24 protein-coding genes are annotated in these 26025 nt (G+C 71.8%); 22 read left to right on the plus strand and 2 right to left on the minus strand.

Going from position 1 to position 26025, the window contains the following annotated elements; translation table 11 throughout:
• From IH80_RS0134620 to nusB, 4 genes are all read left to right on the plus strand, one after another.
• Positions 1-651 (plus strand): AAA family ATPase (locus tag IH80_RS0134620; protein ID WP_030965739.1); only part of this gene is annotated, 651 nt, incomplete at its 5' end.
• A 158-nt stretch (positions 652-809) separates the two neighbouring features.
• Positions 810-1916 (plus strand): aminopeptidase P family protein, encoded by a 1107-nt coding sequence (locus tag IH80_RS0134625; protein WP_030965740.1) that lies wholly within the window; start codon positions 810-812, stop codon positions 1914-1916.
• A gap of 59 nt (positions 1917-1975) precedes the next feature.
• Positions 1976-2542, plus strand: a complete 567-nt coding sequence (efp, locus tag IH80_RS0134630) for an elongation factor P (RefSeq protein WP_030026187.1) — start codon at positions 1976-1978, stop codon at positions 2540-2542.
• A gap of 2 nt (positions 2543-2544) precedes the next feature.
• Entirely contained in the window at positions 2545-2979 is a 435-nt protein-coding gene (nusB, locus tag IH80_RS0134635; RefSeq protein ID WP_030965741.1) for a transcription antitermination factor NusB, read from the plus strand.
• A 198-nt stretch (positions 2980-3177) separates the two neighbouring features.
• On the opposite strand, the gene bldD is transcribed toward nusB, so the two are convergent.
• The gene (gene bldD / locus IH80_RS0134640; RefSeq protein WP_030026184.1) at positions 3178-3678 is read right to left on the minus strand and encodes a transcriptional regulator BldD; all 501 of its coding nucleotides are present in this window, start codon (positions 3676-3678) and stop codon (positions 3178-3180) included.
• Positions 3679-3965: 287 nt separating this feature from the next.
• Between bldD and pyrR the strand changes: the two genes are divergently transcribed.
• From pyrR to IH80_RS0134710, 14 genes are all read left to right on the plus strand, one after another.
• Positions 3966-4541, plus strand: a complete 576-nt coding sequence (pyrR, locus tag IH80_RS0134645) for a bifunctional pyr operon transcriptional regulator/uracil phosphoribosyltransferase PyrR (RefSeq protein ID WP_030965743.1) — start codon at positions 3966-3968, stop codon at positions 4539-4541.
• 129 nt (positions 4542-4670) lie between these two features.
• The gene (locus IH80_RS0134650; protein WP_030965744.1) at positions 4671-5660 is read left to right on the plus strand and encodes an aspartate carbamoyltransferase catalytic subunit; all 990 of its coding nucleotides are present in this window, start codon (positions 4671-4673) and stop codon (positions 5658-5660) included.
• 2 nt (positions 5661-5662) lie between these two features.
• Positions 5663-6949 (plus strand): dihydroorotase, encoded by a 1287-nt coding sequence (locus tag IH80_RS0134655; protein WP_030965745.1) that lies wholly within the window; start codon positions 5663-5665, stop codon positions 6947-6949.
• Positions 6946-7527: a hypothetical protein gene (locus tag IH80_RS0134660; protein ID WP_030965746.1), complete on the plus strand. Its 582-nt coding sequence runs from the start codon at positions 6946-6948 to the stop codon at positions 7525-7527. The genes IH80_RS0134655 and IH80_RS0134660 overlap by 4 nt, the downstream gene beginning before the upstream one ends.
• Positions 7524-8672 (plus strand): glutamine-hydrolyzing carbamoyl-phosphate synthase small subunit, encoded by a 1149-nt coding sequence (gene carA, locus IH80_RS0134665; RefSeq protein ID WP_030965747.1) that lies wholly within the window; start codon positions 7524-7526, stop codon positions 8670-8672. The genes IH80_RS0134660 and carA overlap by 4 nt, the downstream gene beginning before the upstream one ends.
• Positions 8665-11973 (plus strand): carbamoyl-phosphate synthase large subunit, encoded by a 3309-nt coding sequence (gene carB, locus IH80_RS0134670; protein WP_030965748.1) that lies wholly within the window; start codon positions 8665-8667, stop codon positions 11971-11973. The genes carA and carB overlap by 8 nt, the downstream gene beginning before the upstream one ends.
• An 88-nt stretch (positions 11974-12061) precedes the next feature.
• Positions 12062-13171 carry a quinone-dependent dihydroorotate dehydrogenase gene (locus IH80_RS0134675; RefSeq protein ID WP_030965749.1) on the plus strand — a complete coding sequence of 370 codons (1110 nt, stop codon included), beginning with the start codon at positions 12062-12064 and terminating at the stop codon, positions 13169-13171.
• Positions 13168-14007, plus strand: a complete 840-nt coding sequence (pyrF, locus tag IH80_RS0134680; protein WP_030965751.1) for an orotidine-5'-phosphate decarboxylase — start codon at positions 13168-13170, stop codon at positions 14005-14007. Before IH80_RS0134675 ends, pyrF begins: the two co-directional genes overlap by 4 nt.
• A 327-nt stretch (positions 14008-14334) precedes the next feature.
• Positions 14335-14658 (plus strand): integration host factor, encoded by a 324-nt coding sequence (locus IH80_RS0134685; protein WP_030008746.1) that lies wholly within the window; start codon positions 14335-14337, stop codon positions 14656-14658.
• 61 nt (positions 14659-14719) lie between these two features.
• Positions 14720-15283 carry a guanylate kinase gene (gene gmk / locus IH80_RS0134690; RefSeq protein WP_030965752.1) on the plus strand — a complete coding sequence of 188 codons (564 nt, stop codon included), beginning with the start codon at positions 14720-14722 and terminating at the stop codon, positions 15281-15283.
• A 74-nt stretch (positions 15284-15357) separates the two neighbouring features.
• The gene (rpoZ, locus tag IH80_RS0134695) at positions 15358-15630 is read left to right on the plus strand and encodes a DNA-directed RNA polymerase subunit omega (RefSeq protein ID WP_004948662.1); all 273 of its coding nucleotides are present in this window, start codon (positions 15358-15360) and stop codon (positions 15628-15630) included.
• A 130-nt stretch (positions 15631-15760) separates the two neighbouring features.
• Positions 15761-16975 carry a bifunctional phosphopantothenoylcysteine decarboxylase/phosphopantothenate--cysteine ligase CoaBC gene (gene coaBC, locus IH80_RS0134700; protein WP_030965754.1) on the plus strand — a complete coding sequence of 405 codons (1215 nt, stop codon included), beginning with the start codon at positions 15761-15763 and terminating at the stop codon, positions 16973-16975.
• A gap of 197 nt (positions 16976-17172) precedes the next feature.
• A complete protein-coding gene (gene metK, locus IH80_RS0134705; RefSeq protein WP_030965755.1) occupies positions 17173-18381 on the plus strand; it encodes a methionine adenosyltransferase in 1209 nt (402 codons plus the stop codon).
• A gap of 69 nt (positions 18382-18450) precedes the next feature.
• Positions 18451-20580, plus strand: coding sequence for a primosomal protein N' (locus IH80_RS0134710; RefSeq protein ID WP_051810257.1), 2130 nt, complete (start codon positions 18451-18453; stop codon positions 20578-20580).
• Between the two features lie 147 nt (positions 20581-20727).
• Here IH80_RS0134710 and IH80_RS0134715 read toward each other — a convergent pair whose 3' ends face one another.
• The gene (locus IH80_RS0134715; RefSeq protein WP_030965759.1) at positions 20728-21300 is read right to left on the minus strand and encodes a hypothetical protein; all 573 of its coding nucleotides are present in this window, start codon (positions 21298-21300) and stop codon (positions 20728-20730) included.
• Between the two features lie 251 nt (positions 21301-21551).
• Between IH80_RS0134715 and fmt the strand changes: the two genes are divergently transcribed.
• The 4 genes from fmt to IH80_RS0134740 all read left to right on the plus strand — a co-directional run bounded on the left by fmt (position 21552) and on the right by IH80_RS0134740 (position 25874).
• A complete protein-coding gene (gene fmt, locus IH80_RS0134720) occupies positions 21552-22496 on the plus strand; it encodes a methionyl-tRNA formyltransferase (protein WP_030965760.1) in 945 nt (314 codons plus the stop codon).
• 125 nt (positions 22497-22621) lie between these two features.
• Entirely contained in the window at positions 22622-24097 is a 1476-nt protein-coding gene (locus tag IH80_RS0134725) for an RsmB/NOP family class I SAM-dependent RNA methyltransferase (protein ID WP_030965761.1), read from the plus strand.
• 589 nt (positions 24098-24686) lie between these two features.
• Positions 24687-25214 (plus strand): hypothetical protein, encoded by a 528-nt coding sequence (locus tag IH80_RS0134735; protein ID WP_051810258.1) that lies wholly within the window; start codon positions 24687-24689, stop codon positions 25212-25214.
• Between the two features lie 15 nt (positions 25215-25229).
• Positions 25230-25874 (plus strand): hypothetical protein, encoded by a 645-nt coding sequence (locus IH80_RS0134740; RefSeq protein ID WP_078906892.1) that lies wholly within the window; start codon positions 25230-25232, stop codon positions 25872-25874.
• The last annotated feature ends 151 nt before the right edge of the window (positions 25875-26025 follow it).

A 26025-nucleotide genomic window follows, 5' to 3' on the forward strand; every position in this document is an offset into this window, starting at 1 on the left:
TCCCAGCACCCGGCCCCGCCCCCGCCCCAGGTGGCGCCCGTATCCGAGCCCACCGGGCACATCCCGCTGCCGCCCGCGGTGGCGGGAACCGGCGGCGCCGTGCTCGCCGTCCTGCTGATCGGCCCCGCCGGCGCCGGCAAGACCACCGTGGCCCGGCACTGGGCCAGCACCCGGCCCGTGCCGACCGCCCACATCAGCCTGGACGACGTGCGCGAATGGGTCTGCTCCGGCTTCGCCGACCCGCAGGCCGGCTGGAACGAGCACTCCGAGGCGCAGTACCGCCTCGCCCGCCGCACCTGCGGCTTCGCGGCCCGCAACTACCTGGCCAACGGCATCTCCTGCATCCTCGACGACGCCGTCTTCCCCGACCGGCCGGTGGTGGGCCTGGGCGGCTGGAAGCGGCACGTGGGGCCGGCGCTGCTGCCGGTCGTGCTCCTGCCGGGCCTGGAGATCGTCCTGGAGCGCAACGCCGAACGCTCCGGCAACCGCAGGCTCTCCGACGAGGAGGTCGCCCGCATCCACGGCCGGATGGCCGGCTGGTACGGATCCGGGCTGCCGATCATCGACAACTCCCAGCTCGACGTCGAAGGCACCGCCCGCGCCCTCGACGAGGCCCTGGCCAGGGCCCTCCCGGCCCCCAGCGGCTGGTAGCCGCCCGGGGAGACGTCCGGGAGAGCGGAAACCGTGCGGCGGGCCGCGGGGACGGGCCGGCGAGGGCGGCCCGCGGATCCGGCCCGCCGTGCCCTGCCGCGCCCCGTCCGGACGCGCTCGCCGGGCCGGATCCGCGGGGCGCTCGTACGCTCGAAGACATGTCAGACGTGTACGCCGCCCGTCGGGGCCTGCTTCGCGACCGATGCGCCGCCGCGGGGAACGCCGCTGCGCTGATCACGCGTCCGGCGAACGTCCGCTACCTCTCCGGGGCGTCACCGCTCGGCGCGGTCCTCCTCGTCGGACCGACCGAGGACGCCATGTTCTGTGCCGGCGCACCCACCGGCGAGGCCGACGAGGGCCGCCTCGACGAACACCTCCGGGTCACCGTGCTGGCCGGCCGCGGCGGGGACCCCGCCGTCGCGGCGGCCGACGCCGCCTCCTCCGTACGCGCCGATTCCCTCGCCGTGGAGGAGCACCACCTCACCGTCGCCCGGCACCGGGCGCTGCGGTCCGTCGCGCCCAAGCTGCGCCTCGCCGACCTCGGGACCGCTGTGGAGCAGCAGCGCCTCGTCAAGGACGAGGGGGAGATCGCCTGCCTGCGGATCGCCGCCGAGATCGCCGACCAGGCCCTGGGCGAGCTGCTGGAGTCCATCCTCGTGGGACGCACGGAACGCCACCTCGCCCTAGAGCTGGAGCGGAGGCTCGTCGACCACGGGGCGGACGGGCCGGCCTTCCCGACCTCCGTCGGCACCGGCCCCCACTCCGGCCGCTCCCGGCACCGGCCCTCCGACCGCAGGGTGGAGGAGGGGGACTTCCTCTCCGTCTGCCTGGGCGCCAACTACCGCGGCTACCGGTGCGAGATCGGCCGGACCTTCGTCATCGGCACGACCCCCGCCGACTGGCAGATCGAGCTCTACGACTGCGTCTTCACCGCCCAGCGGGCGGGGAGGGAGGCACTGCTGCCGGGAGCCGCGTACCGGGAGGTGGACCACGCGGCCCGCTCCGTACTGGACTCCGCGGGCCACGCGGAGGCCCTCGCTCCTTGGACCGGACACGGCGTCGGCCTCGAAATCGACGAGGACCCGCAGCTTGCACCTACGGCCATGGGTAAACTGGACGCTTGCGTGCCGGTCACCGTCGAACCGGGGGTTCACCTCCCCGGCCGGGGAGGTGTCCGGATCGATGACACGCTCGTCGTACGCCCCGAGGCGGACGGCGGTCCCGAGCTACTCACCATTACGACCAAGGAGCTGCTCGCGCTCTAGCCCGCACTGCCGGGTGGTGCGTGCACCCGTGGTCTTCCAGTGCAGGAGATTCCGCAACCGTGGCTTCCACGAACGACCTCAAGAACGGCATGGTGCTCAAGCTCGACGGTGACCAGCTCTGGTCCGTCGTCGAGTTCCAGCACGTCAAGCCCGGCAAGGGCCCGGCCTTCGTGCGCACCAAGCTCAAGCACGTGCTTTCCGGCAAGGTCGTCGACAAGACCTTCAACGCCGGCACGAAGGTCGAGACCGCCACCATCGACCGCCGTGACATGCAGTTCTCGTACATGGACGGCGAGTACTTCGTCTTCATGGACATGCAGACCTACGACCAGCTGATGGTCGACCCCAAGGCCGTCGGCGACGCCGCCAACTTCCTCATCGAGGGCTTCACCGCCTCGGTCGCGCAGCACGAGGGCTCGGTGCTCTACGTCGAGCTCCCCGCCGCCGTCGAGCTCACCATCGAGCACACCGACCCGGGCGTCCAGGGCGACCGCTCCACCGGTGGCACCAAGCCGGCGAAGCTGGAGACCGGCCACGAGATCCAGGTCCCGCTCTTCGTCAACACGGGCGAGAAGGTCAAGGTCGACACCCGCACCAGCGACTACCTCGGCCGGGTGAACAGCTAACCGTGGCTGCCCGGAGCAACGCGCGCAAGCGCGCCTTCCAGATCCTCTTCGAGGCCGACCAGCGCGGGGTGTCCGTCCGCGAGGTCCTCGCGGACTGGATCCGCCACGCGCGGTCGGACGACCGGCAGCCGCCGGTCAGCGCCTTCACGATGGATCTCGTCGAGGGTTACGCCGACAAGGTGAACCGCATCGACGACCTGATCGTCACCTACGCCGTGGACTGGGACCTCGACCGCATGCCGGCCGCGGACCGGAACATCGTGCGACTCGGTGCCTACGAGCTGATCTGGGTGGACGACACCCCGGACGCCGTGGCCATCGACGAGGCCGTCCAGCTGGCCAAGGAGTTCTCCACGGATGAGTCCCCCTCGTTCGTGAACGGGCTGCTGGCCCGTTTCAAGGACCTGAAGCCGAGCCTGCGGCGCAGCGAGAGCTGACCGCACGCCGTCCCGCAGCAGCACCGGCACCGCCGTACGGAAGGGCCCGCAGCGCACGCGCTGCGGGCCCTTCCGTTGCCCCGCTCCCGCCGAGGAGGCCGGTGTGGGGCGCGGGAGCGAAAAAACCGGTGGGTGCCGGACCCCCGCAAGGGTCCGGCACCCACCGGTAAACGTTTCTGCTGGTGTGGGGCCCGAGGATCAGACGTCCTCGTGCGCCACTGCGCGACGGGCGTCCGCGTCCAGCACGCCCCAGCTGATGAGCTGCTCGGTCAGGACCGAGGGCGACTGGTCGTAGATGACGGCCAGGGTGCGCAGGTCGTCCTGGCGGATCGACAGCACCTTGCCGTTGTAGTCGCCGCGCTGGCTCTGGATCGTGGCCGCGTAACGCTGCAGCGGGCCGGCCTTCTCGGCGGGCACGCCCGCCAGACGCTCCAGGTCGAGGCGCAGCTTCGGCGGCGGCTCGGCCGCTCCGCCGGGAGTCGTTCCCGGCAGCAGTTCCTGCACCGGCACCCCGTAGAAGTCCGCCAGTTCGGCCAGGCGCTGGACGGTCACGGCGCGGTCCCCGCGCTCGTACGACCCGACCACCACGGCCTTCCACCGGCCCTGCGACTTCTCCTCGACACCGTGGAGGGAAAGGCCCTGCTGGGTGCGGATGGCGCGGAGCTTGGCCCCGAGCTGTTTGGCGTATTCGCTGGACATAACGCTCCCGGACGCTGTGACGCTGTGACTGCATGGACACTGCGACTACATAACTACGTGCGGCTCCGCCGCGCGGCTGGTAACTCACTGTGAGGTTACGCAGCGTTACTTGGGTGCGTCAAGCCGAATGGTCCCCCTCCCCCCGCGAGGGCGGCGCCAGCAGCCCCGTGGGCGCCCCCGCGCCACCCCCGGGTGCCGGGCCACCGTCGCAGCCCTGGTACCGTGGGAGACGTACATCAGACGTCCTTTAAGGTCCGTCCCGTGAGGCGGAGAAGGAGGTCCTTTTCATGGACGCCCAGCAGAATTCCGATTCCGCGCGCCCCGTACTGGAGCCGCAGGACATCGCCCGGGTCCTGACCCGTATCGCCCACGAGATCGTCGAACGCGCCAAGGGCGCCGACGACGTGGTGCTCCTCGGCATCCCCACCCGCGGTGTGTACCTGGCCCGCCGGCTGGCCGCCAAGCTCGAAGAGATCACCGGCACGAAGATCCCGGTCGGCTCCCTCGACATCACCATGTACCGCGACGACCTGCGGATGAAGCCCGCCCGCGCCATCGGCCGCACCGAGATCCCCGGTGACGACCTCGACGGCCGCCTCGTCGTCCTCGTCGACGACGTCCTCTTCTCCGGGCGCACCATCCGCGCCGCCCTCGACGCCCTCGGCGACCTCGGCCGCCCCCGCGCCGTGCAGCTCGCCGTGCTCGTCGACCGCGGCCACCGCGAACTGCCGATCCGCGCCGACTACGTCGGCAAGAACCTCCCCACGTCGCTGCGGGAGACCGTCAAGGTCCAGCTCCAGGAGGAGGACGGCCGTGACGCCGTGCTGCTCGGCCAGCGGACCGCCCAGGCAGCAGGGCAGTAGCCCACCACGACGACGGACCCCGGCGGGGTCCGCGCCGGGCCCTGCCCTGCCCGCCCGCACGCCTGCACGTCAGTCCGCTGCACGTCAGTCCGCCTGCACCACGCCCTCCCGACCTACGGAGCCATCCAGATGAAGCGCCACCTCATCTCGGCCGCCGATCTCACGCGCGACGACGCCGTCCTGATCCTCGACACCGCCGAGGAGATGGCCCGCGTCGCGGACCGGCCGATCAAGAAGCTGCCCACCCTGCGCGGCCTCACCGTCGTCAACCTCTTCTTCGAGGACTCGACCCGCACCCGGATCTCCTTCGAGGCGGCCGCCAAGCGGCTCTCCGCCGACGTCATCAACTTCTCCGCCAAGGGCTCCTCGGTTTCCAAGGGCGAATCCCTGAAGGACACCGCGCTGACCCTGGAGGCGATGGGCGCCGACGCCGTCGTCATCCGCCACCACGCCTCCGGCGCCCCCTACCGGCTCGCGACCTCCGGCTGGATCGACTCCGCCGTCGTCAACGCCGGTGACGGCACCCACGAGCACCCCACCCAGGCCCTGCTGGACGCCTTCACCATGCGCCGCCGCCTGGTCGGCCGCGACGCCGGCCTCGGCAAGGACCTCTCCGGCCGCCGCATCACCATCGTCGGCGACGTCCTGCACAGCCGCGTGGCCCGCTCCAACGTCCACCTGCTGCACACCCTCGGCGCCGAGGTCACCCTGGTGGCCCCGCCCACCCTGGTCCCGATCGGCGTCGAGACCTGGCCGTGCGAGGTCTCCTACAGCCTCGACGACGTGCTGCCGAAGTCCGATGCGGTGATGATGCTCCGTGTGCAGCGCGAACGCATGAACGCCGCCTTCTTCCCGACCGAGCGCGAGTACTCCCGCCGGTACGGCCTCGACGGCGACCGCATGGCCAAGATGCCCGAGCACGCCATCGTGATGCACCCCGGCCCGATGAACCGCGGCATGGAGATCACCGCCCAGGTCGCCGACTCCGACCGCTGCACGGCCGTCGAGCAGGTCGCCAACGGCGTCTCCACCCGGATGGCCGTCCTCTACCTGCTGCTCGGCGGCTCCGAGCCCGCCGTCACCACCACCCCCGCCGCCCGCACCGAGGAGAGCAAGTAACCATGAGCAAGATCCTTATCCGTGGCGCGAAGGTCCTCGGCGGCGAGGCGCAGGACGTCCTGATCGACGGCGAGACCATCGCCGAGGTCGGCCAGAACCTGTCCGCCGACGGCGCGACCGTCATCGAGGCCGCCGGCCAGGTCCTCCTCCCCGGCCTCGTCGACCTGCACACCCACCTGCGCGAGCCCGGCCGCGAGGACTCCGAGACCGTCCTGACCGGCACCCGCGCCGCCGCCTCCGGCGGCTACACCGCCGTCTTCGCCATGGCGAACACCTTCCCGGTCGCCGACACCGCCGGCGTCGTCGAGCAGGTCTGGCGCCTGGGCAAGGAGTCCGGCTACTGCGACGTGCAGCCCATCGGCGCCGTCACCGTCGGCCTGGAGGGCAAGCAGCTCTCCGAGCTGGGCGCCATGCACGAGTCCGCCGCCCGCGTCACCGTCTTCTCCGACGACGGCAAGTGCGTCGACGACGCCGTGATCATGCGCCGCGCCCTGGAATACGTGAAGGCCTTCGGCGGCGTCGTCGCCCAGCACGCCCAGGAGCCCCGCCTCACCGAGGGCGCCCAGATGAACGAGGGCGTCGTCTCCGCCGAGCTCGGCCTCGGCGGCTGGCCCGCCGTCGCCGAGGAGTCGATCATCGCCCGCGACGTCCTCCTCGCCGAGCACGTCGGCTCCCGCGTCCACATCTGCCACCTCTCCACCGCCGGCTCCGTCGAGATCGTCCGCTGGGCCAAGTCCCGCGGCATCGACGTCACCGCCGAGGTCACCCCGCACCACCTGCTCCTCACCGACGAGCTCGTCCGCTCGTACAACGCGGTCTACAAGGTCAACCCGCCGCTGCGCACCGAGCGCGACGTCATGGCCCTGCGCGAGGCACTCGCCGACGGCACGATCGACATCGTCGCCACCGACCACGCCCCGCACCCGCACGAGGACAAGGACTGCGAGTGGGCCGCCGCCGCCATGGGCATGGTCGGCCTGGAGACCGCGCTCTCCGTCGTCCAGCAGACGATGGTGGAGACCGGCCTGATCGACTGGGCCGGCGTCGCCGAGCGGATGAGCTTCGCCCCGGCCCGCATCGGCGGTCTCGAGAACCACGGCCGTCCCGTCTCGGCAGGTGAACCCGCGAACCTGACCCTGGTCGATACCTCGTACCGTGGTGTCGTGGACCCCGCACACTTCGCCTCCCGCAGCCGCAACACGCCTTACGAGGGCCGTGAGCTGCCGGGACGCGTCACTCACACCTTCCTGCGGGGCCGGGCAACGGTCGTGGACGGGACACTGGCGTGACACCTGCAGGAATCCAACTGGCCGCCGAGGCCGCCGAACGACAGTCGGCGGAGGTGACCGAAGTCGGCGCCCGCATCGCATGGGTGATCGGCCTGGTCGTCTTCATCGCGTTCGTGTACTGGCTGATGCGGCAGGGCTGGAAATGGCGAGGGGCCCTGCAGAGCGATCTGCCCGAGCTCCCCGCCGCCCCCGACGGTCTCCCCGAGCACCGGCTGGCACTCACCGGCCGGTACCACGGGTCCACCACCGCCGGGCAGTGGCTCGACCGGATCGTCGCCCACGGCCTGGGCGTCCGCAGCCGGGTCGAGCTCACGCTCACCGACGCGGGCCTCGACGTGGTCCGACCGGGTGCAGGCGACTTCTTCGTACCGGCCGCGCAGCTGCGCGGCGCCCGCCTCGACAAGGGAATCGCGGGCAAGGTACTCACCGAGGGCGGTCTGCTCGTCGTCACCTGGGCGCACGGCGACAAGCTGATCGACTCCGGATTCCGCTCCGACCGCGCGGCCGAACACGCCGCATGGGTCGAAGCGATCAATCTCATGAACTCATCCATCACGACGGAAGGCGCCGAACGATGACGACCTCCACCAGGGGAGCAGCCAAAGCTCCCGCCGTACTCGTCCTGGAGGACGGCCGCATCTTCCGCGGCCGCGCCTACGGCGCAGTGGGGGAGACCTTCGGCGAGGCCGTGTTCTCCACCGGCATGACCGGATACCAGGAGACCCTCACCGACCCGTCGTACCACCGGCAGGTCGTCGTCATGACCGCCCCCCACGTGGGCAACACCGGCGTCAACGACGAGGACCCCGAGTCCTCCCGCATCTGGGTCTCCGGCTACGTCGTGCGCGACCCCGCACGCCTCCCCTCCAACTGGCGCTCCCGGCGCACGCTGGACGAGGAGCTCGTCCAGCAGGGCGTCGTCGGCATCTCCGGCATCGACACCCGCGCCCTGACCCGCCACCTGCGCGAGCGCGGCGCCATGCGCGTCGGCATCTTCTCCGGCGACGCCTGGGTCGGCATCCGCGACGAGGCCCTGCTGGACAAGGTCCGCTCCCAGCCCGAGATGAAGGGCGCGAACCTCTCCGCCGAGGTCGCCACCAAGGAGACGTACGTCGTCCCCGCGATCGGCGAGAAGCGCTTCACCGTCGCCGCCGTCGACCTCGGCATCAAGGGCATGACCCCGCACCGCATGGCCGAGCGCGGCATCGAGGTCCACGTGCTGCCCGCCACCGCCACCGTCGAGGACGTCTACGCGGTCCAGCCCGACGGGGTGTTCTTCTCCAACGGCCCGGGCGACCCGGCCACCGCCGACGGCCCCGTCGCCGTCATGCAGGGCGTCCTGGAGCGCAAGACCCCGCTCTTCGGCATCTGCTTCGGCAACCAGATCCTCGGACGCGCCCTCGGCTTCGGCACCTACAAGCTGAAGTACGGCCACCGCGGCATCAACCAGCCGGTCCAGGACCGCACCACCGGCAAGGTCGAGGTCACCGCGCACAACCACGGCTTCGCCGTCGACGCGCCCCTCGACAAGGTCTCCGAGACCCCCTACGGCCGCGCCGAGGTCTCCCACGTCTGCCTGAACGACAACGTCGTGGAAGGCCTCCAGCTGCTCGACCAGCCGGCCTTCTCCGTCCAGTACCACCCCGAAGCGGCCGCCGGCCCGCACGACGCCGCGTACCTCTTCGACCGCTTCGTATCCCTGATGGAGGCCGAGCGTGCCTAAGCGCACCGATATCCAGTCCGTCCTGGTCATCGGCTCCGGCCCGATCGTCATCGGCCAGGCCGCAGAGTTCGACTACTCCGGCACCCAGGCCTGCCGCGTGCTCAAAGCCGAGGGCCTGCGCGTCATCCTGGTGAACTCCAACCCGGCGACGATCATGACCGACCCGGAGATCGCCGACGCCACGTACGTCGAGCCGATCACCCCCGAGTTCGTCGAGAAGATCATCGCCAAGGAGCGCCCCGACGCGCTGCTCCCGACCCTCGGCGGCCAGACGGCCCTGAACACCGCCATCTCCATGCACGAGCAGGGTGTGCTGGAGAAGTACGGGGTCGAGCTCATCGGCGCCAACGTCGAGGCCATCAACAAGGGCGAGGACCGCGACCTCTTCAAGGGCGTCGTCGAGGCCGTCAAGGCCAAGATCGGCTACGGCGAGTCCGCCCGCTCGGTCATCTGCCACTCGATGGACGACGTCCTCAAGGGCGTCGAGACGCTCGGCGGCTACCCCGTCGTCGTCCGCCCCTCCTTCACCATGGGCGGCGCCGGCTCCGGCTTCGCCCACGACGAGGAGGAGCTGCGCCGCATCGCCGGCCAGGGCCTCACGCTCTCCCCGACCACCGAGGTGCTCCTGGAGGAGTCCATCCTCGGCTGGAAGGAGTACGAGCTGGAGCTGATGCGCGACACCAAGGACAACGTGGTCGTCGTCTGCTCCATCGAGAACTTCGACCCGATGGGCGTCCACACCGGCGACTCCATCACCGTCGCCCCCGCGATGACCCTCACCGACCGCGAGTACCAGCGGCTGCGCGACATCGGCATCGCGATCATCCGCGAGGTCGGCGTCGACACCGGCGGCTGCAACATCCAGTTCGCGATCGACCCCGTCGACGGCCGCGTCATCGTCATCGAGATGAACCCGCGCGTCTCGCGCTCCTCGGCGCTCGCGTCGAAGGCCACCGGCTTCCCGATCGCCAAGATCGCCGCCAAGCTGGCCATCGGTTACACCCTCGACGAGGTCCCCAACGACATCACCGAGAAGACGCCGGCCTCCTTCGAGCCGACCCTCGACTACGTCGTCGTCAAGGCCCCGCGCTTCGCCTTCGAGAAGTTCCCGCTCGCCGACGCCACCCTCACCACCACCATGAAGTCGGTCGGCGAGGCCATGGCCATCGGCCGCAACTTCACCGAGGCCCTGCAGAAGGCCCTGCGCTCCCTGGAGAAGAAGGGCTCGCAGTTCACCTTCGTCGGCGAGCCCGGCGACAAGGACGAACTGCTGGCCACCGCGGTCCGCCCCACCGACGGCCGCATCAACACCGTCATGCAGGCCATCCGCGCCGGCGCCACCCAGGAAGAGGTCTTCGAGTCCACGAAGATCGACCCCTGGTTCGTCGACCAGCTCTTCCTGATCAAGGAGATCGCCGACGAGCTCGCCGGCGCCGAGAAGCTGGAGCCCGAGCTCCTCGCCGAGGCCAAGCGCCACGGCTTCTCCGACGCCCAGATCGCCGAGATCCGCGGGCTGCGCGAGGACGTCGTCCGCGAGGTCCGCCACGCCCTCGGCGTCCGCCCGGTCTACAAGACGGTCGACACCTGCGCCGCCGAGTTCGCCGCCAAGACCCCGTACTTCTACTCCTCGTACGACGAGGAGAGCGAGGTCGCCCCGCGCACCAAGCCCGCGGTCATCATCCTGGGCTCCGGCCCGAACCGCATCGGCCAGGGCATCGAGTTCGACTACTCCTGCGTCCACGCCTCCTTCGCCCTCAGCGACGCCGGCTACGAGACCGTGATGGTCAACTGCAACCCGGAGACCGTCTCCACCGACTACGACACCTCCGACCGCCTGTACTTCGAGCCGCTGACGCTCGAGGACGTGCTGGAGATCGTCCACGCCGAGTCGCTCGCCGGCCCCATCGCCGGCGTCGTCGTCCAGCTCGGCGGCCAGACCCCCCTGGGCCTCGCGCAGGCCCTCAAGGACAACGGCGTCCCGGTCGTCGGGACCTCGCCCGAGGCCATCCACGCCGCCGAGGACCGCGGCGCCTTCGGCCGCGTGCTCGCCGAGGCCGGCCTGCCCGCCCCCAAGCACGGCACCGCCACCACCTTCGCCGGCGCGAAGGCGATCGCCGACGAGATCGGCTACCCGGTCCTGGTGCGCCCGTCCTACGTGCTCGGCGGCCGCGGCATGGAGATCGTCTACGACGAGACCCGCCTGGAGTCGTACATCGCGGAGTCCACCGAGATCTCCCCGACCCGCCCCGTGCTGGTCGACCGCTTCCTCGACGACGCCATCGAGATCGACGTCGACGCCCTCTACGACGGCAACGAGCTCTACCTCGGCGGCGTCATGGAGCACATCGAGGAGGCCGGCATCCACTCCGGCGACTCGGCCTGCGCCCTGCCCCCGATCACCCTCGGCGGCTACGACATCAAGCGCCTGCGCGCCTCCACCGAGGGCATCGCCAAGGGCGTAGGCGTCCGCGGCCTGATCAACATCCAGTTCGCGATGGCGGGCGACATCCTCTACGTCCTGGAGGCCAACCCCCGCGCCTCCCGGACCGTCCCCTTCACCTCGAAGGCCACCGCCGTCCCGCTCGCGAAGGCCGCCGCCCGCATCTCGCTCGGCGCCACCATCGCCGAGCTGCGCGAGGAGGGCCTGCTCCCGAAGACCGGCGACGGCGGCACCCTGCCGATCGACGCGCCGATCTCCGTCAAGGAGGCCGTCATGCCGTGGTCGCGCTTCCGCGACATCCACGGCCGCGGCGTGGACACCGTCCTCGGCCCGGAGATGCGCTCCACCGGCGAGGTCATGGGCATCGACGCCGTCTTCGGCACCGCCTACGCCAAGTCGCAGGCCGGCGCCTACGGCCCGCTGCCCACCAAGGGCCGCGCCTTCATCTCCGTCGCCAACCGCGACAAGCGCTCGATGATCTTCCCGGCCCGTGAGCTCGTCGCCCACGGCTTCGAGCTGATGGCCACCTCCGGCACCGCCGAGGTCCTGCGCCGCAACGGCATCAACGTCACCGTCGTGCGCAAGCTCAGCGAGGGCGAGGGCCCGAACGGCGAGAAGACCATCGTCCAGCTGATCCACGACGGCCAGGTCGACCTGATCGTCAACACCCCGTACGGCACCGGCGGCCGCCTCGACGGCTACGAGATCCGCACGGCCGCCGTGGCGCGCGGCGTCCCGTGCCTGACCACGGTCCAGGCGCTCGCCGCGGCCGTCCAGGGCATCGACGCGCTCAACCGCGGCGACGTGGGCGTCCGCTCCCTCCAGGAGCACGCGGAGCACCTGACCGCGGCCCGCGACTGACACCCGTACAGCCCGGAATGGGGGAGGGGGACACCGGTTTCACGACGGGTGTCCCCCTCTTCACGAGCGCAGAGGGATCCTCTCGACGATGTACAAGATCTTCTTCAACCTGGTCTTCAAGCGGATGGACCCGGAAGCCGCCCACTACATGGCCTTCCGGTGGATCCGCCTCGCGGCCCGCACCCCCGTGCTGCGCACCTTCGTGGCGGCCGTCCTGGCCCCGCGGTACGAGGAGCTGCGCACCGAGGCCCTCGGCCTGCGCATGCACGGCCCCTTCGGGCTCGCGGCCGGCTTCGACAAGAACGCCGTCGCCATCGACGGCATGTCGATGCTCGGCTTCGACCACATCGAGATCGGCACGGTCACCGCCGAGGCGCAGCCCGGCAACCCCAAGAAGCGGCTGTTCCGGCTGGTGCCGGACCGCGCCCTGATCAACCGCATGGGCTTCAACAACGAGGGCTCGGCGGCCGTCGCGGACCGCCTGGCGGCCCGTGAGGCCGTCTTCAGGACCGTCGTGGGCGTCAACATCGGCAAGACGAAGGTCGTGCCCGAGGAGGAGGCCGTGGGGGACTACGTCACCTCCACCGAGCGCCTCGCCCGCCACGCCGACTACCTCGTCGTCAACGTCTCCTCACCCAACACGCCCGGCCTGCGCAACCTCCAGGCCACCGAGTCGCTGCGCCCCCTGCTGACGGCCGTCCGCGAGGCCGCGGACCGCACCGTCACCGACCGCCGCGTCCCCCTGCTGGTCAAGATCGCCCCCGACCTCGCGGACGAGGACGTCGACGCCGTCGCCGACCTGGCGCTGGAGCTCGGCCTGGACGGCATCATCGCCACGAACACCACCATCGCGCGCGACGGCCTCGGCCTGAAGTCCTCCCCGTCCCTGGTCAAGGAGACCGGGGGGCTCTCCGGCGCACCCGTCAAGGAGCGCTCCCTGGAGGTCCTGCGCCGGCTGTACGCCCGCGTGGGCGACCGCCTGGTGCTGGTGGGGGTCGGCGGCATCGAGAACGCCGAGGACGCCTGGCAGCGGATCCTGGCCGGCGCCACCCTGATCCAGGGCTACAGCGCCTTCGTCTACGAGGGCCCGTTCTACGCCCGCGCCATCCACAAGGGCCTGGCCGCGCGCCTGGCCGCCAGCCCGTACGCGACGCTCGCCGACGCGGTGGGCGCCGAGACCCGAAAGGCCGCACAGTGACCCTGACCCCGTTCGGCACCCGCCTGCGCGCCGCGATGGACTCCCGCGGCCCGCTGTGCGTGGGCATCGACCCGCACGCCGCCCTGCTGGCGGAGTGGGGCCTCCAGGACGACATCGCGGGCCTGGAGCGCTTCTCCCGCACGGTCGTCGAGGCGCTCGCGGAGTCGGTGGCGGTCTTCAAGCCGCAGGCCGCCTTCTTCGAGCGGTTCGGCTCGAAGGGCGTCTCCGTCCTGGAGCGGACCGTCGCGGACGCCCGCGCCGCCGGGACCCTGGTCGTGATGGACGCCAAGCGCGGTGACATCGGCTCGACCATGGCCGCGTACGCCTCGGCCTTCCTGGACCCGGCCTCGCCGCTGTTCTCGGACGCGCTGACGGTGTCCCCGTACCTGGGCTACGGCTCCCTCAAGCCGGCCGTCGACCTGGCCCGGGAGTCGGGCGCGGGCCTGTTCGTCCTGGCCCTGACGTCGAACCCGGAGGGCGCCGAGGTCCAGCGGGCGGTCCGCGAGGACGGCCGCACCATCGGGGCCACGATGCTGGCGCACCTGGCCGCCGAGAACGCGGACGCCGCCCCGATGGGATCCTTCGGCGCGGTGGTCGGCGCCACTCTGGGCGACCTGTCGTCCTTCGACCTGGACATCAACGGGCCGCTGCTGGCCCCCGGCATCGGCGCGCAGGGCGCGACCGCGGCGGACCTGCCGACGGTCTTCGGCAAGGCCGTGCGCAACGTGGTCCCGAACGTCTCGCGCGGTGTCCTGCAGCACGGCCCGGACGTGCACGCCCTGCGCGACTCAGCGCGGCGCTTCGCCGACGAGATCCGCGAGGCCGTTTCCGCATAGGGAAATGCCCGCCGGGACCTCCCGGATCCCCTCGTGGGACCCCGCTCCGCCTCCGCGCGGAGCGGGGTCTCGCACTTTCTGACGAAATTCGAACGCTCTTCATCGGACAAAACAGGGGTATTTTGTCCGTGATGTACGGTTCAGCGGAGGCTGACCAGGACTTTTCGTTCGTTCTCGCTGACTGGAGCGGTGTTGGCCGCTAGTCTCCGAGCAGAGTGAACGCGCAGCGAACGAGTTCCATCGCTGTTCGGGAGCTCGCCTGGTGTGGTGCCCTTGGGTTCCCCACCGGTCCGTATCCGACAGTTCGACATCCGAGGTGACGTAGGCGTGGCTCTTCCGCCCCTTACCCCTGAACAGCGCGCAGCCGCGCTCGAAAAGGCCGCCGCGGCTCGCCGGGAGCGGGCCGAGGTGAAGAATCGACTCAAGCACTCCGGCGCCTCGCTCCAAGAGGTCATCAAGACGGGCCAGGAGAACGACGTCATCGGCAAGATGAAGGTCTCCGCCCTGCTGGAGTCCCTGCCTGGCGTGGGCAAGGTGCGCGCCAAGCAGATCATGGAGCGTCTCGGCATCTCCGAGTCCCGGCGTGTCCGAGGTCTCGGCTCCAACCAGATCGCCTCTCTGGAGCGCGAGTTCGGCAGCACCGGCGCCTGAGGCGTCGCCTGGCGTTCTCCCGGTGTTCTCAGGCAGTCCTGGGAACCTGGATAATCGCTCTATGGCAGCAGAGGTTCGTCCGCGGCTGACCGTGCTCTCCGGCCCCTCAGGGGTCGGCAAGAGCACGGTCGTCGCGCATATGCGCAAGGTTCACCCCGAGGTATGGCTCTCGGTGTCGGCCACCACCCGCAAGCCGCGGCCCGGTGAGCGACACGGAGTCCAGTACTTCTTCGTCAACGACGACGAGTTCGACAAGCTGATCGCCAACGGCGAGCTGCTGGAGTGGGCCGAGTTCGCGGGCAACCGCTACGGCACACCGCGCGGCGCGGTGCTGGAGCGCCTGGAAAGCGGCGAACCCGTACTGCTGGAGATCGACCTCCAGGGCGCACGGCTCGTCCGCGAGTCGATGCCCGAGGCCCAGCTGGTCTTCCTGGCCCCGCCGAGCTGGGAGGAGCTGGTCCGCCGGCTGACCGGCCGGGGCACCGAATCGGCCGAGGTGATCGAGCGCCGGCTCGCCGCCGCCAAGATCGAACTCGCTGCCGAGTCGGAGTTCGACGTCACCCTGGTCAACACCTCCGTCGAGGACGTGGCACGTGAGCTGCTAGCCTTGATGGAAGTTGTCTGAATCGTCGATCGATCTTCACCGAAGTCGCCCGACCCAGACGGCCCAATCTTTCATCCATCTTCGGAAGGTAGAGCGTGTCCTCTTCCATCACTGCGCCCGAGGGCATCATCAACCCGCCGATCGACGAGCTGCTCGAGGCCACGGACTCGAAGTACAGCCTCGTGATCTACGCGGCCAAGCGCGCGCGTCAGATCAACGCGTACTACTCGCAGCTCGGTGAGGGCCTGCTCGAGTACGTCGGCCCGCTGGTGGACACCCACGTCCACGAGAAGCCGCTTTCGATCGCGCTGCGCGAGATCAACGCGGGTCTGCTGACCTCCGAGGCCATCGAGGCCCCGGCCCAGTAAGGCACCGAGAAATTCCTTCACCACAGGCCCGGCAGAACATCTGCCGGGCCTGTGGTGTGTCATGGGTGGGTACGACGATCAGAGCCGAACGCGGCGGACGAGTCGAGAGTGTCAAAAGGGGTGTGCGCGGATGGGTAAGCCGAAGGTCGTGCTGGGCGTCAGCGGCGGGATCGCCGCCTACAAGGCGTGCGAGCTGCTGCGCCGGCTGACCGAGTCCGGGCACGACGTGCGGGTGGTACCCACGGCGGCCTCCCTGAACTTCGTCGGCGAGGCCACCTGGGCCGCCCTGTCCGGGAACCCGGCCTCCACCGAGGTGTGGGAGACCGTCCACGAGGTGCCCCACGTGCGCATCGGCCAGGGCGCCGACCTCGTCGTCGTCGCCCCCGCCACCGCCGACATGCTGGCCAAGGCCGCCCACGGGCTCGCCGACGACCTGCTCACGAACACGCTGCTCACGGCCCGCTGTCCGGTGGTCTTCGCCCCCGCGATGCACACCGAGATGTGGGAGCACCCCGCCACCCAGGAGAACGTGGCCACCCTGCGCCGCCGCGGGGCCCTCGTCATCGAGCCCGCGGTGGGGCGGCTCACCGGCAAGGACACGGGCAAGGGACGGCTGCCCGACCCCCAGGAGCTCTTCGAGGTGTGCCGGCAGGTCCTGCGCCGCGGGGTGGCCGAGCCGGACCTCGCCGGCCGCCACGTCGTGATCAGCGCCGGCGGCACCCGCGAGCCGCTCGACCCGGTGCGTTTCCTCGGCAACCGCTCCTCGGGCAAGCAGGGCTACGCGCTCGCCCGCACCGCCGTGGCCCGCGGGGCCCGGGTCACCCTGGTGGCGGCCAACACCGCCCTGGCCGACCCCGCCGGGGTGGACGTCGTACGCGTGGGGACGGCCGTGCAACTGCGGGAGGCGGTGCTCAAGGCGGCGGGGGACGCCGACGCCGTGGTGATGGCCGCGGCCGTGGCCGACTTCCGGCCCGCCGAGTACGCCGGCGGCAAGATCAAGAAGAAGGACGGGGAGGATCCCGCCCCGGTGGCGCTCGTGCGCAACCCGGACGTCCTCGCCGAGGTCTCCGCCGACCGGGCACGGGAGGGCCAAGTGGTCGTGGGCTTCGCAGCCGAGACCGACGACGTGCTCGACAACGGCCGCGCCAAGCTCCGCCGCAAGGGATGTGATCTTCTCGTCGTGAACGAGGTCGGCGAGACACGCACCTTTGGATCCGAGGAGAACGAGGCGATCATCCTTGCCTCCGACGGGTCGGAAATCCCGGTGCCCTACGGTCCCAAGGAGGCCCTCGCCGAGGTCATTTGGGACCAGGTTACGCACCGGTTCACATCGCGACGCGCCTGAGCCGATTCCCCTTCACTCGGTCACCTCCGTACGCAAGAATGTCAGTGCCGCAGGTCACACGGCTCCCATAAGGCGAGACGGATGGTCCGGGCAACGGTGGCGACCGATAAACTGCATCCGGAACGTGATCGGGCGCAGCCCCCGATGTGGTTCCGCCAAATGATCAGCCAGCAGCCGCTGCAACCCCAGGGAGCGTTGTGTCCCGTCGTCTGTTCACCTCGGAGTCCGTTACCGAGGGCCACCCCGACAAGATCGCTGACCAGATCAGCGACACGATCCTCGATGCACTCCTCACCGAGGACCCGACCTCGCGCGTCGCCGTGGAGACCCTCATCACCACGGGTCTCGTGCACATCGCGGGTGAGGTGACGACGAAGGCCTACGCGCCGATCGCGCAGCTCGTCCGGGACAAGATCCTCGAAATCGGCTACGACTCCTCGAAGAAGGGCTTCGACGGCGCCTCCTGCGGCGTGTCGGTGTCCATCGGCGCACAGTCCCCGGACATCGCGCAGGGCGTCGACACGGCCTACGAGAAGCGGGTCGAGGGCGACGAGGACGAGCTCGACAAGCAGGGTGCCGGCGACCAGGGCCTGATGTTCGGCTACGCCTGCGACGAGACCCCCGAGCTCATGCCGCTGCCGATCCACATCGCGCACCGGCTCTCGCGCCGCCTGTCCGAGGTCCGCAAGAACGGCACCATCCCGTACCTGCGCCCCGACGGCAAGACCCAGGTCACCATCGAGTACGACGGCGACAAGGCCGTCCGCCTCGACACCGTCGTGGTCTCCTCGCAGCACGCCTCCGACATCGACCTCGACTCGCTGCTCGCACCCGACATCCGCGAGTTCGTCGTCGAGCACGTCCTGGCCCAGCTCGTCGAGGACGGCATCAAGCTCGACACCGAGGGCTACCGCCTCCTGGTGAACCCGACCGGCCGCTTCGAGATCGGCGGCCCCATGGGCGACGCCGGCCTCACCGGCCGCAAGATCATCATCGACACCTACGGCGGCATGGCCCGCCACGGTGGCGGCGCCTTCTCCGGCAAGGACCCGTCCAAGGTCGACCGCTCCGCCGCCTACGCCATGCGCTGGGTCGCCAAGAACGTGGTCGCCGCCGGCCTCGCCTCGCGCTGCGAGGTCCAGGTCGCGTACGCCATCGGCAAGGCCGAGCCCGTCGGTCTCTTCGTCGAGACCTTCGGCACCGCCAAGGTCGAGGTCCAGAAGATCGAGGACGCGATCGGCGAGGTCTTCGACCTCCGCCCGGCCGCGATCATCCGCGACCTCGACCTGCTGCGCCCGATCTACGCCCAGACCGCCGCCTACGGCCACTTCGGCCGCGAGCTGCCGGACTTCACCTGGGAGCGCACCGACCGCGTCGACGCGCTGCGCGCCGCCGCCGGTCTGTAGGACCACGCGCAGGACCATCCGCGACAAGGCCCCGGACCCCACGGTCCGGGGCCTTTCGCGCAGGCCCGCATGTCAGAGCGATTTGGTAAGAATGCTGATGTGAGCAGCGCGAATGATTCCCCGCCGGAGCAGCTCGCACTGATCCGGGAGATGGTCGCCGAGGCGAAGGCCAAGGCGCCCAAGGCGAAGCCGCGTACCTGGCGGGGAGCCGCCCTGGCCGAGGAACTGCCCGTCGCCCGCGTCCTGGTGAACAAGGGCGTGCTCCACCTCGACCGCACCTTCGACTACGCCGTGCCCGCCGAGCTCTCCGAAGCCGCCCGGCCCGGTGTCCGCGTCCGCGTCCGCTTCGGCGCCGGCTCCCACCAGGTGCACGGAGGCCGACGCGAGGGCGGCGGCCTCATCGACGGCTTCATCGTGGAACGCCGCGCCGAGTCCGACTACAACGGCGCCCTCGCCGCGCTCGCCCAGGTGGTCTCGCCCGAGGTCGTGCTCAGTCCGCGCATGCTCGCCCTCGCCCGCGCCGTCGCCGACCGCTACGCCGGCAGCCTCGCCGACGTGCTCCAGCTCGCCCTGCCCCCGCGCAACGCCCGCGCCGAGGCCAAACCCTCCCCGCAGCCACTGCCGCCGCCCGCCGCCCCCGAGCCCGGCGGCTGGGAGCGGTACGCAGCCGGCCCCGGCTTCCTGCGCGCCCTCGCCACCGGCGGCACACCGCGCGCGGTGTGGACCGCCCTGCCCGGCCCCGGCTGGGCCGACGAACTCGCCCGCGCCATGGCCGCCACCCTCGCCTCCGGACGCGGCGCCCTCGCCGTGCTCCCCGACGGCCGGACCGCCGGCCGGGTCGACGCCGCCCTGACCGCCCTGCTCGGCGAAGGACGGCACGCCCTGCTGACCGCCGAATCCGGACCCGAGAAGCGCTACCGCCAGTGGCTCGCCGTGCACCGGGGCTCCGTCCGCGCCGTCATCGGCACCCGCGCCACGATGTTCGCCCCCGTCCGCGACCTCGGTCTGGTCGCGATCTGGGACGACGGCGACTCCAGCCACAGCGAGGACCGCGCCCCCTTCCCGCACGTCCGCGAAGTACTGGAACTGCGCGCCGTCAGCGACGGCTGCGCCTTCCTCGTCGGCAGCACCAGCTGCACCGTGGAGGCCGCCCAGCTCGTCGAGTCGGGCTGGGCCCGCCCGATCGTGGCGGCCCGCGAGACCGTACGGGCCCACACGCCCCGGATCCGCACCGTCGGAGACGAGCTGCTGGCCCGCGACGAGGCGGCCCGCGCCGCCCGACTGCCCAGCCTGGCGTGGGAGACCGTACGGGAGGGACTGAAGACCGGGCCCGTCCTCGTCCAGGTACCCCGCCGGGGCTACGTGCCGCGGCTGGCGTGCGAGCGCTGCCGGACACCCGCCCGCTGCACCGTCTGCGCCGGTCCCTTGGAGGCCCCCGACGAACGGGACCTCACCTGCGGCTGGTGCGGCCGGGACGAGCCGTCCTGGCACTGCGAGGAATGCGGGTCCTTCCGGTTGCGCGCCCAGGTCGTCGGCGCCCGGCGCACCGCCGAGGAACTGGGCCGGGCCTTCCCGGCCGTGCCCGTGCGGACCTCCGGCCGCGACCACGTCCTGGACGAGCTGCCGGACCGGCCCGCGCTCGTCGTGAGCACCCCGGGCGCCGAACCGGTGGCGGCGGGCGCCGGGTACGCGGCCGCGCTGCTGCTCGACGGCTGGGCCATGCTGACCCGCCCCGACCTGCGGGCCGGCGAGGACGCCCTGCGGCGCTGGATCGCCGCCGCCTCACTCGTCCGCCCGGACGGCCAGGTCGTGGTGGTGGCCGAGCCGACGCTGCGCCCCGTACAGGCGCTCGTCCGGTGGGACCCGGTGGGCCACGCCGTACGGGAGCTCGCGGAGCGGGCCCAGCTCGGCTTCCCGCCCGTCTCCCGGATGGCCGCGGTCGCCGGGCGGGGTGAAGCCGTGGAGACCTTCCTCGCCGGGGCCGGGCTGCCGCCCGACGCCGAGATCCTCGGCCCGGTGCCGCTGCCCGGACGGCGCGGGGAGCCGTCTCCGGGGGAGCGGGCCCTGGTCCGCGTCCCGCCGGGCAGCGGAGCCGCCCTCGCGGCGGCCCTGAAGTCCGCGCAGGCGGCTCGCCTGGCCCGCGGTGTTCCCGCGGCGGACGCGGTGCGGGTCCGGATCGACCCGGCGGACATCGGCTGACAGCGGGATGCGCCGCTCCGGCGGACCCCCGTCGCCGAGAACGCCGAAGCCCCGGCGGGGACCCGTGAGGGCGTCCCGGCCGGGGCGATCGCATGCGGGCGGCCCGGAGCCGGCCGTCGGGGGTCGGCGTCCCGGCGGCGGAAGGGCTCAGCCGTTGCGCGGTCCGGGGAAGGCCGGGGACCGCGGAACCTCCCCGAGGCCGCGTCCGGCAGGACCGCCGGCGGTGGCGGTGGCGGTGGCACTGGCAGTGGCCTGGGCCTCCTCGCGCACCGGCTGCGGCGGCACCGAACGGGCGGCCGGGACGGTGGGCAGCGGCCCGAGGGTCCGGGTGGTCGTCCCCTCGGCCAGCGGCTCGGCCGCCTCCGCTGACTGCGCCCGCCGGGCACCGTAGCGGCGGTGCACCGCCTGCTTGGTGACACCGAGCGCCGAGCCGACCGCGTCCCACGAGAAGCCGAGCGAGCGGTCGAAGTCCACCGCGGCGGTGACCAGCGTCTCCACGCTGTCCCGCAGCTCCTGGGCGAGGCGGACGGTGGGCGCGGGCGCCCGGCCGTAGACGACGAAGCCCGTGGAGGGGCCCGAGCGACGCGGGCGGTACACGTTGCCGAGCTGGGCGGTGAGCGTACGCAGGGCATCCACCTGCCGGCGAACCCGCTCGATGTCCCGTACCAGGAGGTGCAGGCTGGCCCGGGCTTGGGCGTCGTGGGTGGCGTGGTCGGCCATGAAGAAGCCTCTCGAACCGGTGCTGAAGGGCGGACCGGGCCGCAGACATCGTTCGCACGCGGCCCGTTTCGGTCAATCTCTCTTGACCAACGCGCCACCCGTCGTGCAGGTCACGCTTTGGGGGCGCGTCGGCATATGCGAGTGGCGCGCGCGTGTGCGCACGCCCCCTCGGGACCACAGGTGGGGCGCCGGGCTGACGCCCCATAGACTGGTGCGCTGCTGACAGCCGACATAGCGAGGTAGGACCCCCAGTGAAGCTCGTCTTCGCAGGCACCCCCGAGGTCGCCGTACCCGCCCTGGACGCCCTGATCGCCTCCGGGCGGCACGAGGTCGCGGCCGTCGTCACCCGGCCCGACGCACCGGCCGGCCGCGGCCGGCGGCTCGTCGCCAGCCCGGTCGCCGAACGCGCCGAAGAGGCCGGCATCGAGGTCCTCAAGCCCACCCGGCCGCGCGACCCCGAGTTCCAGGCCCGGCTGCGCGAGATCGACCCCGACTGCTGCCCGGTCGTCGCCTACGGGGCCATCCTCCCCAAGAGCGCCCTCGACATCCCGCGCCACGGCTGGGTCAACCTGCACTTCTCCCTGCTCCCCTCCTGGCGCGGAGCCGCCCCCGTCCAGCACTCGATCATGGCGGGCGACCAGCTCACCGGTGCCTCCACCTTCCAGATCGAGGAAGGCCTGGACTCGGGCCCGGTCTACGGCGTCCTCACCGAGGAGATCCGGCCGACCGACAACAGCGGCGACCTGCTCACACGGCTCGCGTTCGCCGGCGCCGGACTCCTCGCCGCCACCATGGACGGCATCGAGGACGGCACCCTGCGCGCCGTCCCCCAGCCCGTCGACGGGATCTCCCTCGCACCCAAGATCACGGTGGAGGACGCCCGGATCGACTGGACGGCTCCCGCGATGCGCGCCGACCGCGTCGTGCGCGGCTGCACGCCGGCCCCGGGCGCCTGGACCGTCTTCCGGGGGGAGCGCCTCAAGCTGATCTCGCTGGGCATGGTCGCCGACCGTACCGACCTGGAGCCGGGCGCCCTGTCCGCCACCAAGAACAACGTCCACGTCGGCACCGGCTCGCACGCCGTCGAGCTGCTCTGGGTCCAGCCGCAGGGCAAGAAGCCGATGCGCGCCGCCGACTGGGCGCGCGGGGTGCGGATCGCCCCCGGCGAGCGGCTCGGCGGGGCCGACGTAGGCTGAACAGTGCGGCCGTGCCGCCCTCCCGCGACACGCCAGGACCTCACTCCCGGCGGCCGCACCACTCGCACCACCTCGTAGCACCTCGTAGCACTTCGTAGCACTCGTACATCCGGAGCACCTTTCACGTGAGCGAACAGCCCCGTCAGCCCCGCCGCAGGCCCGCCCCCGCAGGAGCGGGCGGCAAGCAGGCCAAGCCGTACCGCCGGCCCCAGAAGGACCCCGTCCGGATGCTGGCCTTCGAGGTGCTGCGGGCGGTGGACGAACGCGACGCCTACGCCAACCTCGTCCTGCCGCCGCTGCTCAGGAAGGCCCGCCAGGACGAGACGTTCCAGGCGCGCGACGCGGCACTGGCCACCGAGCTGGTCTACGGGACGCTGCGCCGCCAGGGCACCTACGACGCGGTCATCAAGGCCTGCATCGACCGCCCCCTGCGCGAGGTGGACCCGCCCGTCCTGGACGTACTCTCCCTCGGCGCCCACCAGCTCCTGGGCACCCGGATCCCCACCCACGCGGCCGTCTCGGCGAGCGTGGAGCTGGCCCGGGTGGTGCTCGGGGACGGACGCGCCAAGTTCGTCAACGCCGTGCTGCGGAAGATCGCCGCGCACGACCTGGACGGCTGGCTGGAGCGGGTCGCGCCGCCGTACGAGGAGGACGCCGAGGAGCACCTCGCCGTCTACCACTCGCACCCCAGGTGGGTCGTCAGCGCCCTGTGGGACGCGCTGGGCGGCGGGCGCGCCGGGATCGAGGACCTGCTGGAGGCAGACAACGAGCGGCCCGAGGTGACCCTGGTCGCACGACCGGGCCGGTCCACCCCGCAGGAGCTGCTGGAGGCGGTCGGCGAGGAGTCGGCCCTCCCCGGCCGCTGGTCGCCGTACGCCGTCCGGATGGCCGAGGGCGGCGACCCGGGCGGGCTGGAGGCGGTGCGCGAGGGCCGCGCCGGCGTCCAGGACGAGGGCAGCCAGCTGGTGGCGATGGCCCTCGCGGCCGTGCCCGTCGAAGGCCGTGACGAGCGCTGGCTCGACGGCTGCGCCGGCCCGGGCGGCAAGGCGGCCCTGCTCGGCGCGCTCGCGGCCGAGCGCGGGGCGTTCCTGCTGGCCTCGGAGAAGCAGCCGCACCGGGCCCGGCTGGTGGAGCGTGCCCTCGCGGGCAACCCGGGCCCGTACCAGGTCATCACGGCGGACGGCACCCGTCCGGCATGGCTGCCCGGCTCCTTCGACCGCGTCCTGATGGACGTGCCCTGCTCCGGCCTCGGCGCACTGCGCCGCCGCCCGGAGGCCCGCTGGCGGCGTCGCCCGGAGGACCTGGAGGGCTTCGCGCCGCTCCAGCGCGGGCTGCTGCGGCAGGCGCTGGCGGCGGTGCGGGTCGGCGGGGTCGTCGGTTACGCGACGTGCTCGCCGCACCTGGCGGAGACCCGCGTCGTGGTGGACGACGTCCTCAAGGGCCGCGGCGCCGGCAACGCACCTGTGTCCGCCGAACTCGTCGACGCCCGGCCGTTCATGGCCGGCGTCCCCGCTCTGGGCGACGGCCCGGACGTCCAGCTCTGGCCCCACCTGCACGGCACGGACGCGATGTACCTGGCCCTGCTGCGCCGCACCGCCTGACCCCGGGCCCGCCCCTCGGCCGGACGCCCCCGCGACGACGCCCGTCGCGGGGGCTTCGTACGCGCGCCCGCGAGGCCGGAATGACCCTCATTCACTTTGCATACAGCAAAGCCGGGTTGATAGGAATGGATCACCAGTACGGGTGGACGGCCGCGCCGTCGGCCGGCGTGCAGGGCCCCGGCGCCACCGGTGAGACCTGGGAAAGGTGGCCGGGGAAGATGATGTAGGGGTTCATGACTGCGCGAACAGTGGCCCCGGAGGCCCTTGCCGGCGCGCTCTCGGAGGTGTTCGCATTCCCCCTGCATCTGATCGTTGTTCCACCGGGAGACGAGACGGAGCACCGTGACGGGGAGGTGACCGTCCCCTGTGACCACCTCGTCGGCGCGGCGGGACGGGCCGTCGCCGAGGCGCTGCCGGGGCCGGACGCCCGATGTCGCGAACGCACGGCGGACGACGGCGGCGAAGGGCTCGCGGCGGCGCTCCAGCCGGTCGTACGGGACTTCGCGTCTCGCCCTGGTACTGGCGCCGCCGCCCGGCCGCGCCGCCGTGGACGGCCCGACCGTAGGGCGAAGCGATGTGGGGGACGGCGATGAGCTTTTCGATCCAGGCCGGTCGCCCGGTCGTCCGGGCCTGCGGATCCGCCGCGGACATGGCCGACGCGGTCGGTCAGATGTACCCCTGCGAGGCCGAGGACGCCGTCCTCGTCTGGAACCTGGTGCCGGTCCGGCTGTCCTACGGCCATGACGTGGCCGCCCTCCTCGACGATCTGGTGCCCCTTCTCGAGGCGATCCGGCAGCCGGGATGCACGCGCGCCGAGGTCTTCTGGGGGTCGGACACGTTCTCGGCCGAGTGGGGAATCGTCCGCGAGGGCGAGGCGCTGAGGATCCGGGCGCGCTGGCACAGCACGCTCGGCAACTACGAGTCGCTGCTGGCCGAGCGGGGCGATGTCGTGGTCCCCGTGCGGGATTTCACCGACGCATGGGCGAAGGTCCTGCGGCGGATCGTCACCGATATCGAGGCGGAGTGCGTGGAGTTGGAGGACGCCGACCTCTTCCGCCGCGCCGGGGCCCTGCTGGCGCCACCGCCACCCGTCCGCAGCCATGCTGCCCCGGCGTAGGAGAGTGTGCCGACCATGCTGATGCGTGCACCCAAGGAGAGCGCCTCGTGGACCTGGATCCTGGACGACCCGACGGGTTCCGGCGTCGAGTTCGCCCTCACGATCGCGGCGCGCGTGAGCGCGGTGCTCGCGAAGCACGACCTGCTGGCGCTGTCCGCGCTCGAGTGGGACTGGTTCCAGACCGGCAAGGGCACCTTCTCCGTGAGCAGCCGCCTGCTCCTTGACGCGCGTTCCCTCGACGATCCGGCGCTGTCCGAGCGGCTCCGCGCCTTTCGGCCGGCCCATCTGCCACAGGTGGACGTCGCCACGATCACGGTGCTGGGAACGGGTGCCTGGTTCGACGCGGAGGGCCTGCGGCACACGGAGTACCGGCTGGTGGACCTCTTTCTGGCGCCCGGCGAGACGGACCTCTGGGTCGAACTGTCCGTACACCACGACGTCTGGGGGCAGTGTGACTTCCGGGGTGTGCCGCAGCCGCTCATCCACGGCCACAACGCGCCCCGGCTCGCCGCCGCCCTGCAGGAGATCGAGCAGACGCTCGGCGTCGCGGCGGAGCCCGGCGAGCCCACGTACTACGGACGGGCCGAGGGCTACGGACTCGCGGCTCCCGACATCATCGACGGACTGGGGCCTGACCTCACCAATGCGACGCACGGCTAGGCGGGGGCAAGGCGGTGCGGCGGTGGTGTGGGGGTGGGAGTTGCTCGGGCGGTGGTCAGAGTGGCGGATGGGGGTTTCCCGTCAGTCCCATCGTCTCTCCGGTTCGGGCCGGTCCCTCAAGGGCGCTCCTTCGTCGCGTCGCTTCGCGATG

This window comes from Streptomyces sp. NRRL S-378 (assembly GCF_000720645.1).
Lineage (GTDB): Bacteria > Actinomycetota > Actinomycetes > Streptomycetales > Streptomycetaceae > Streptomyces.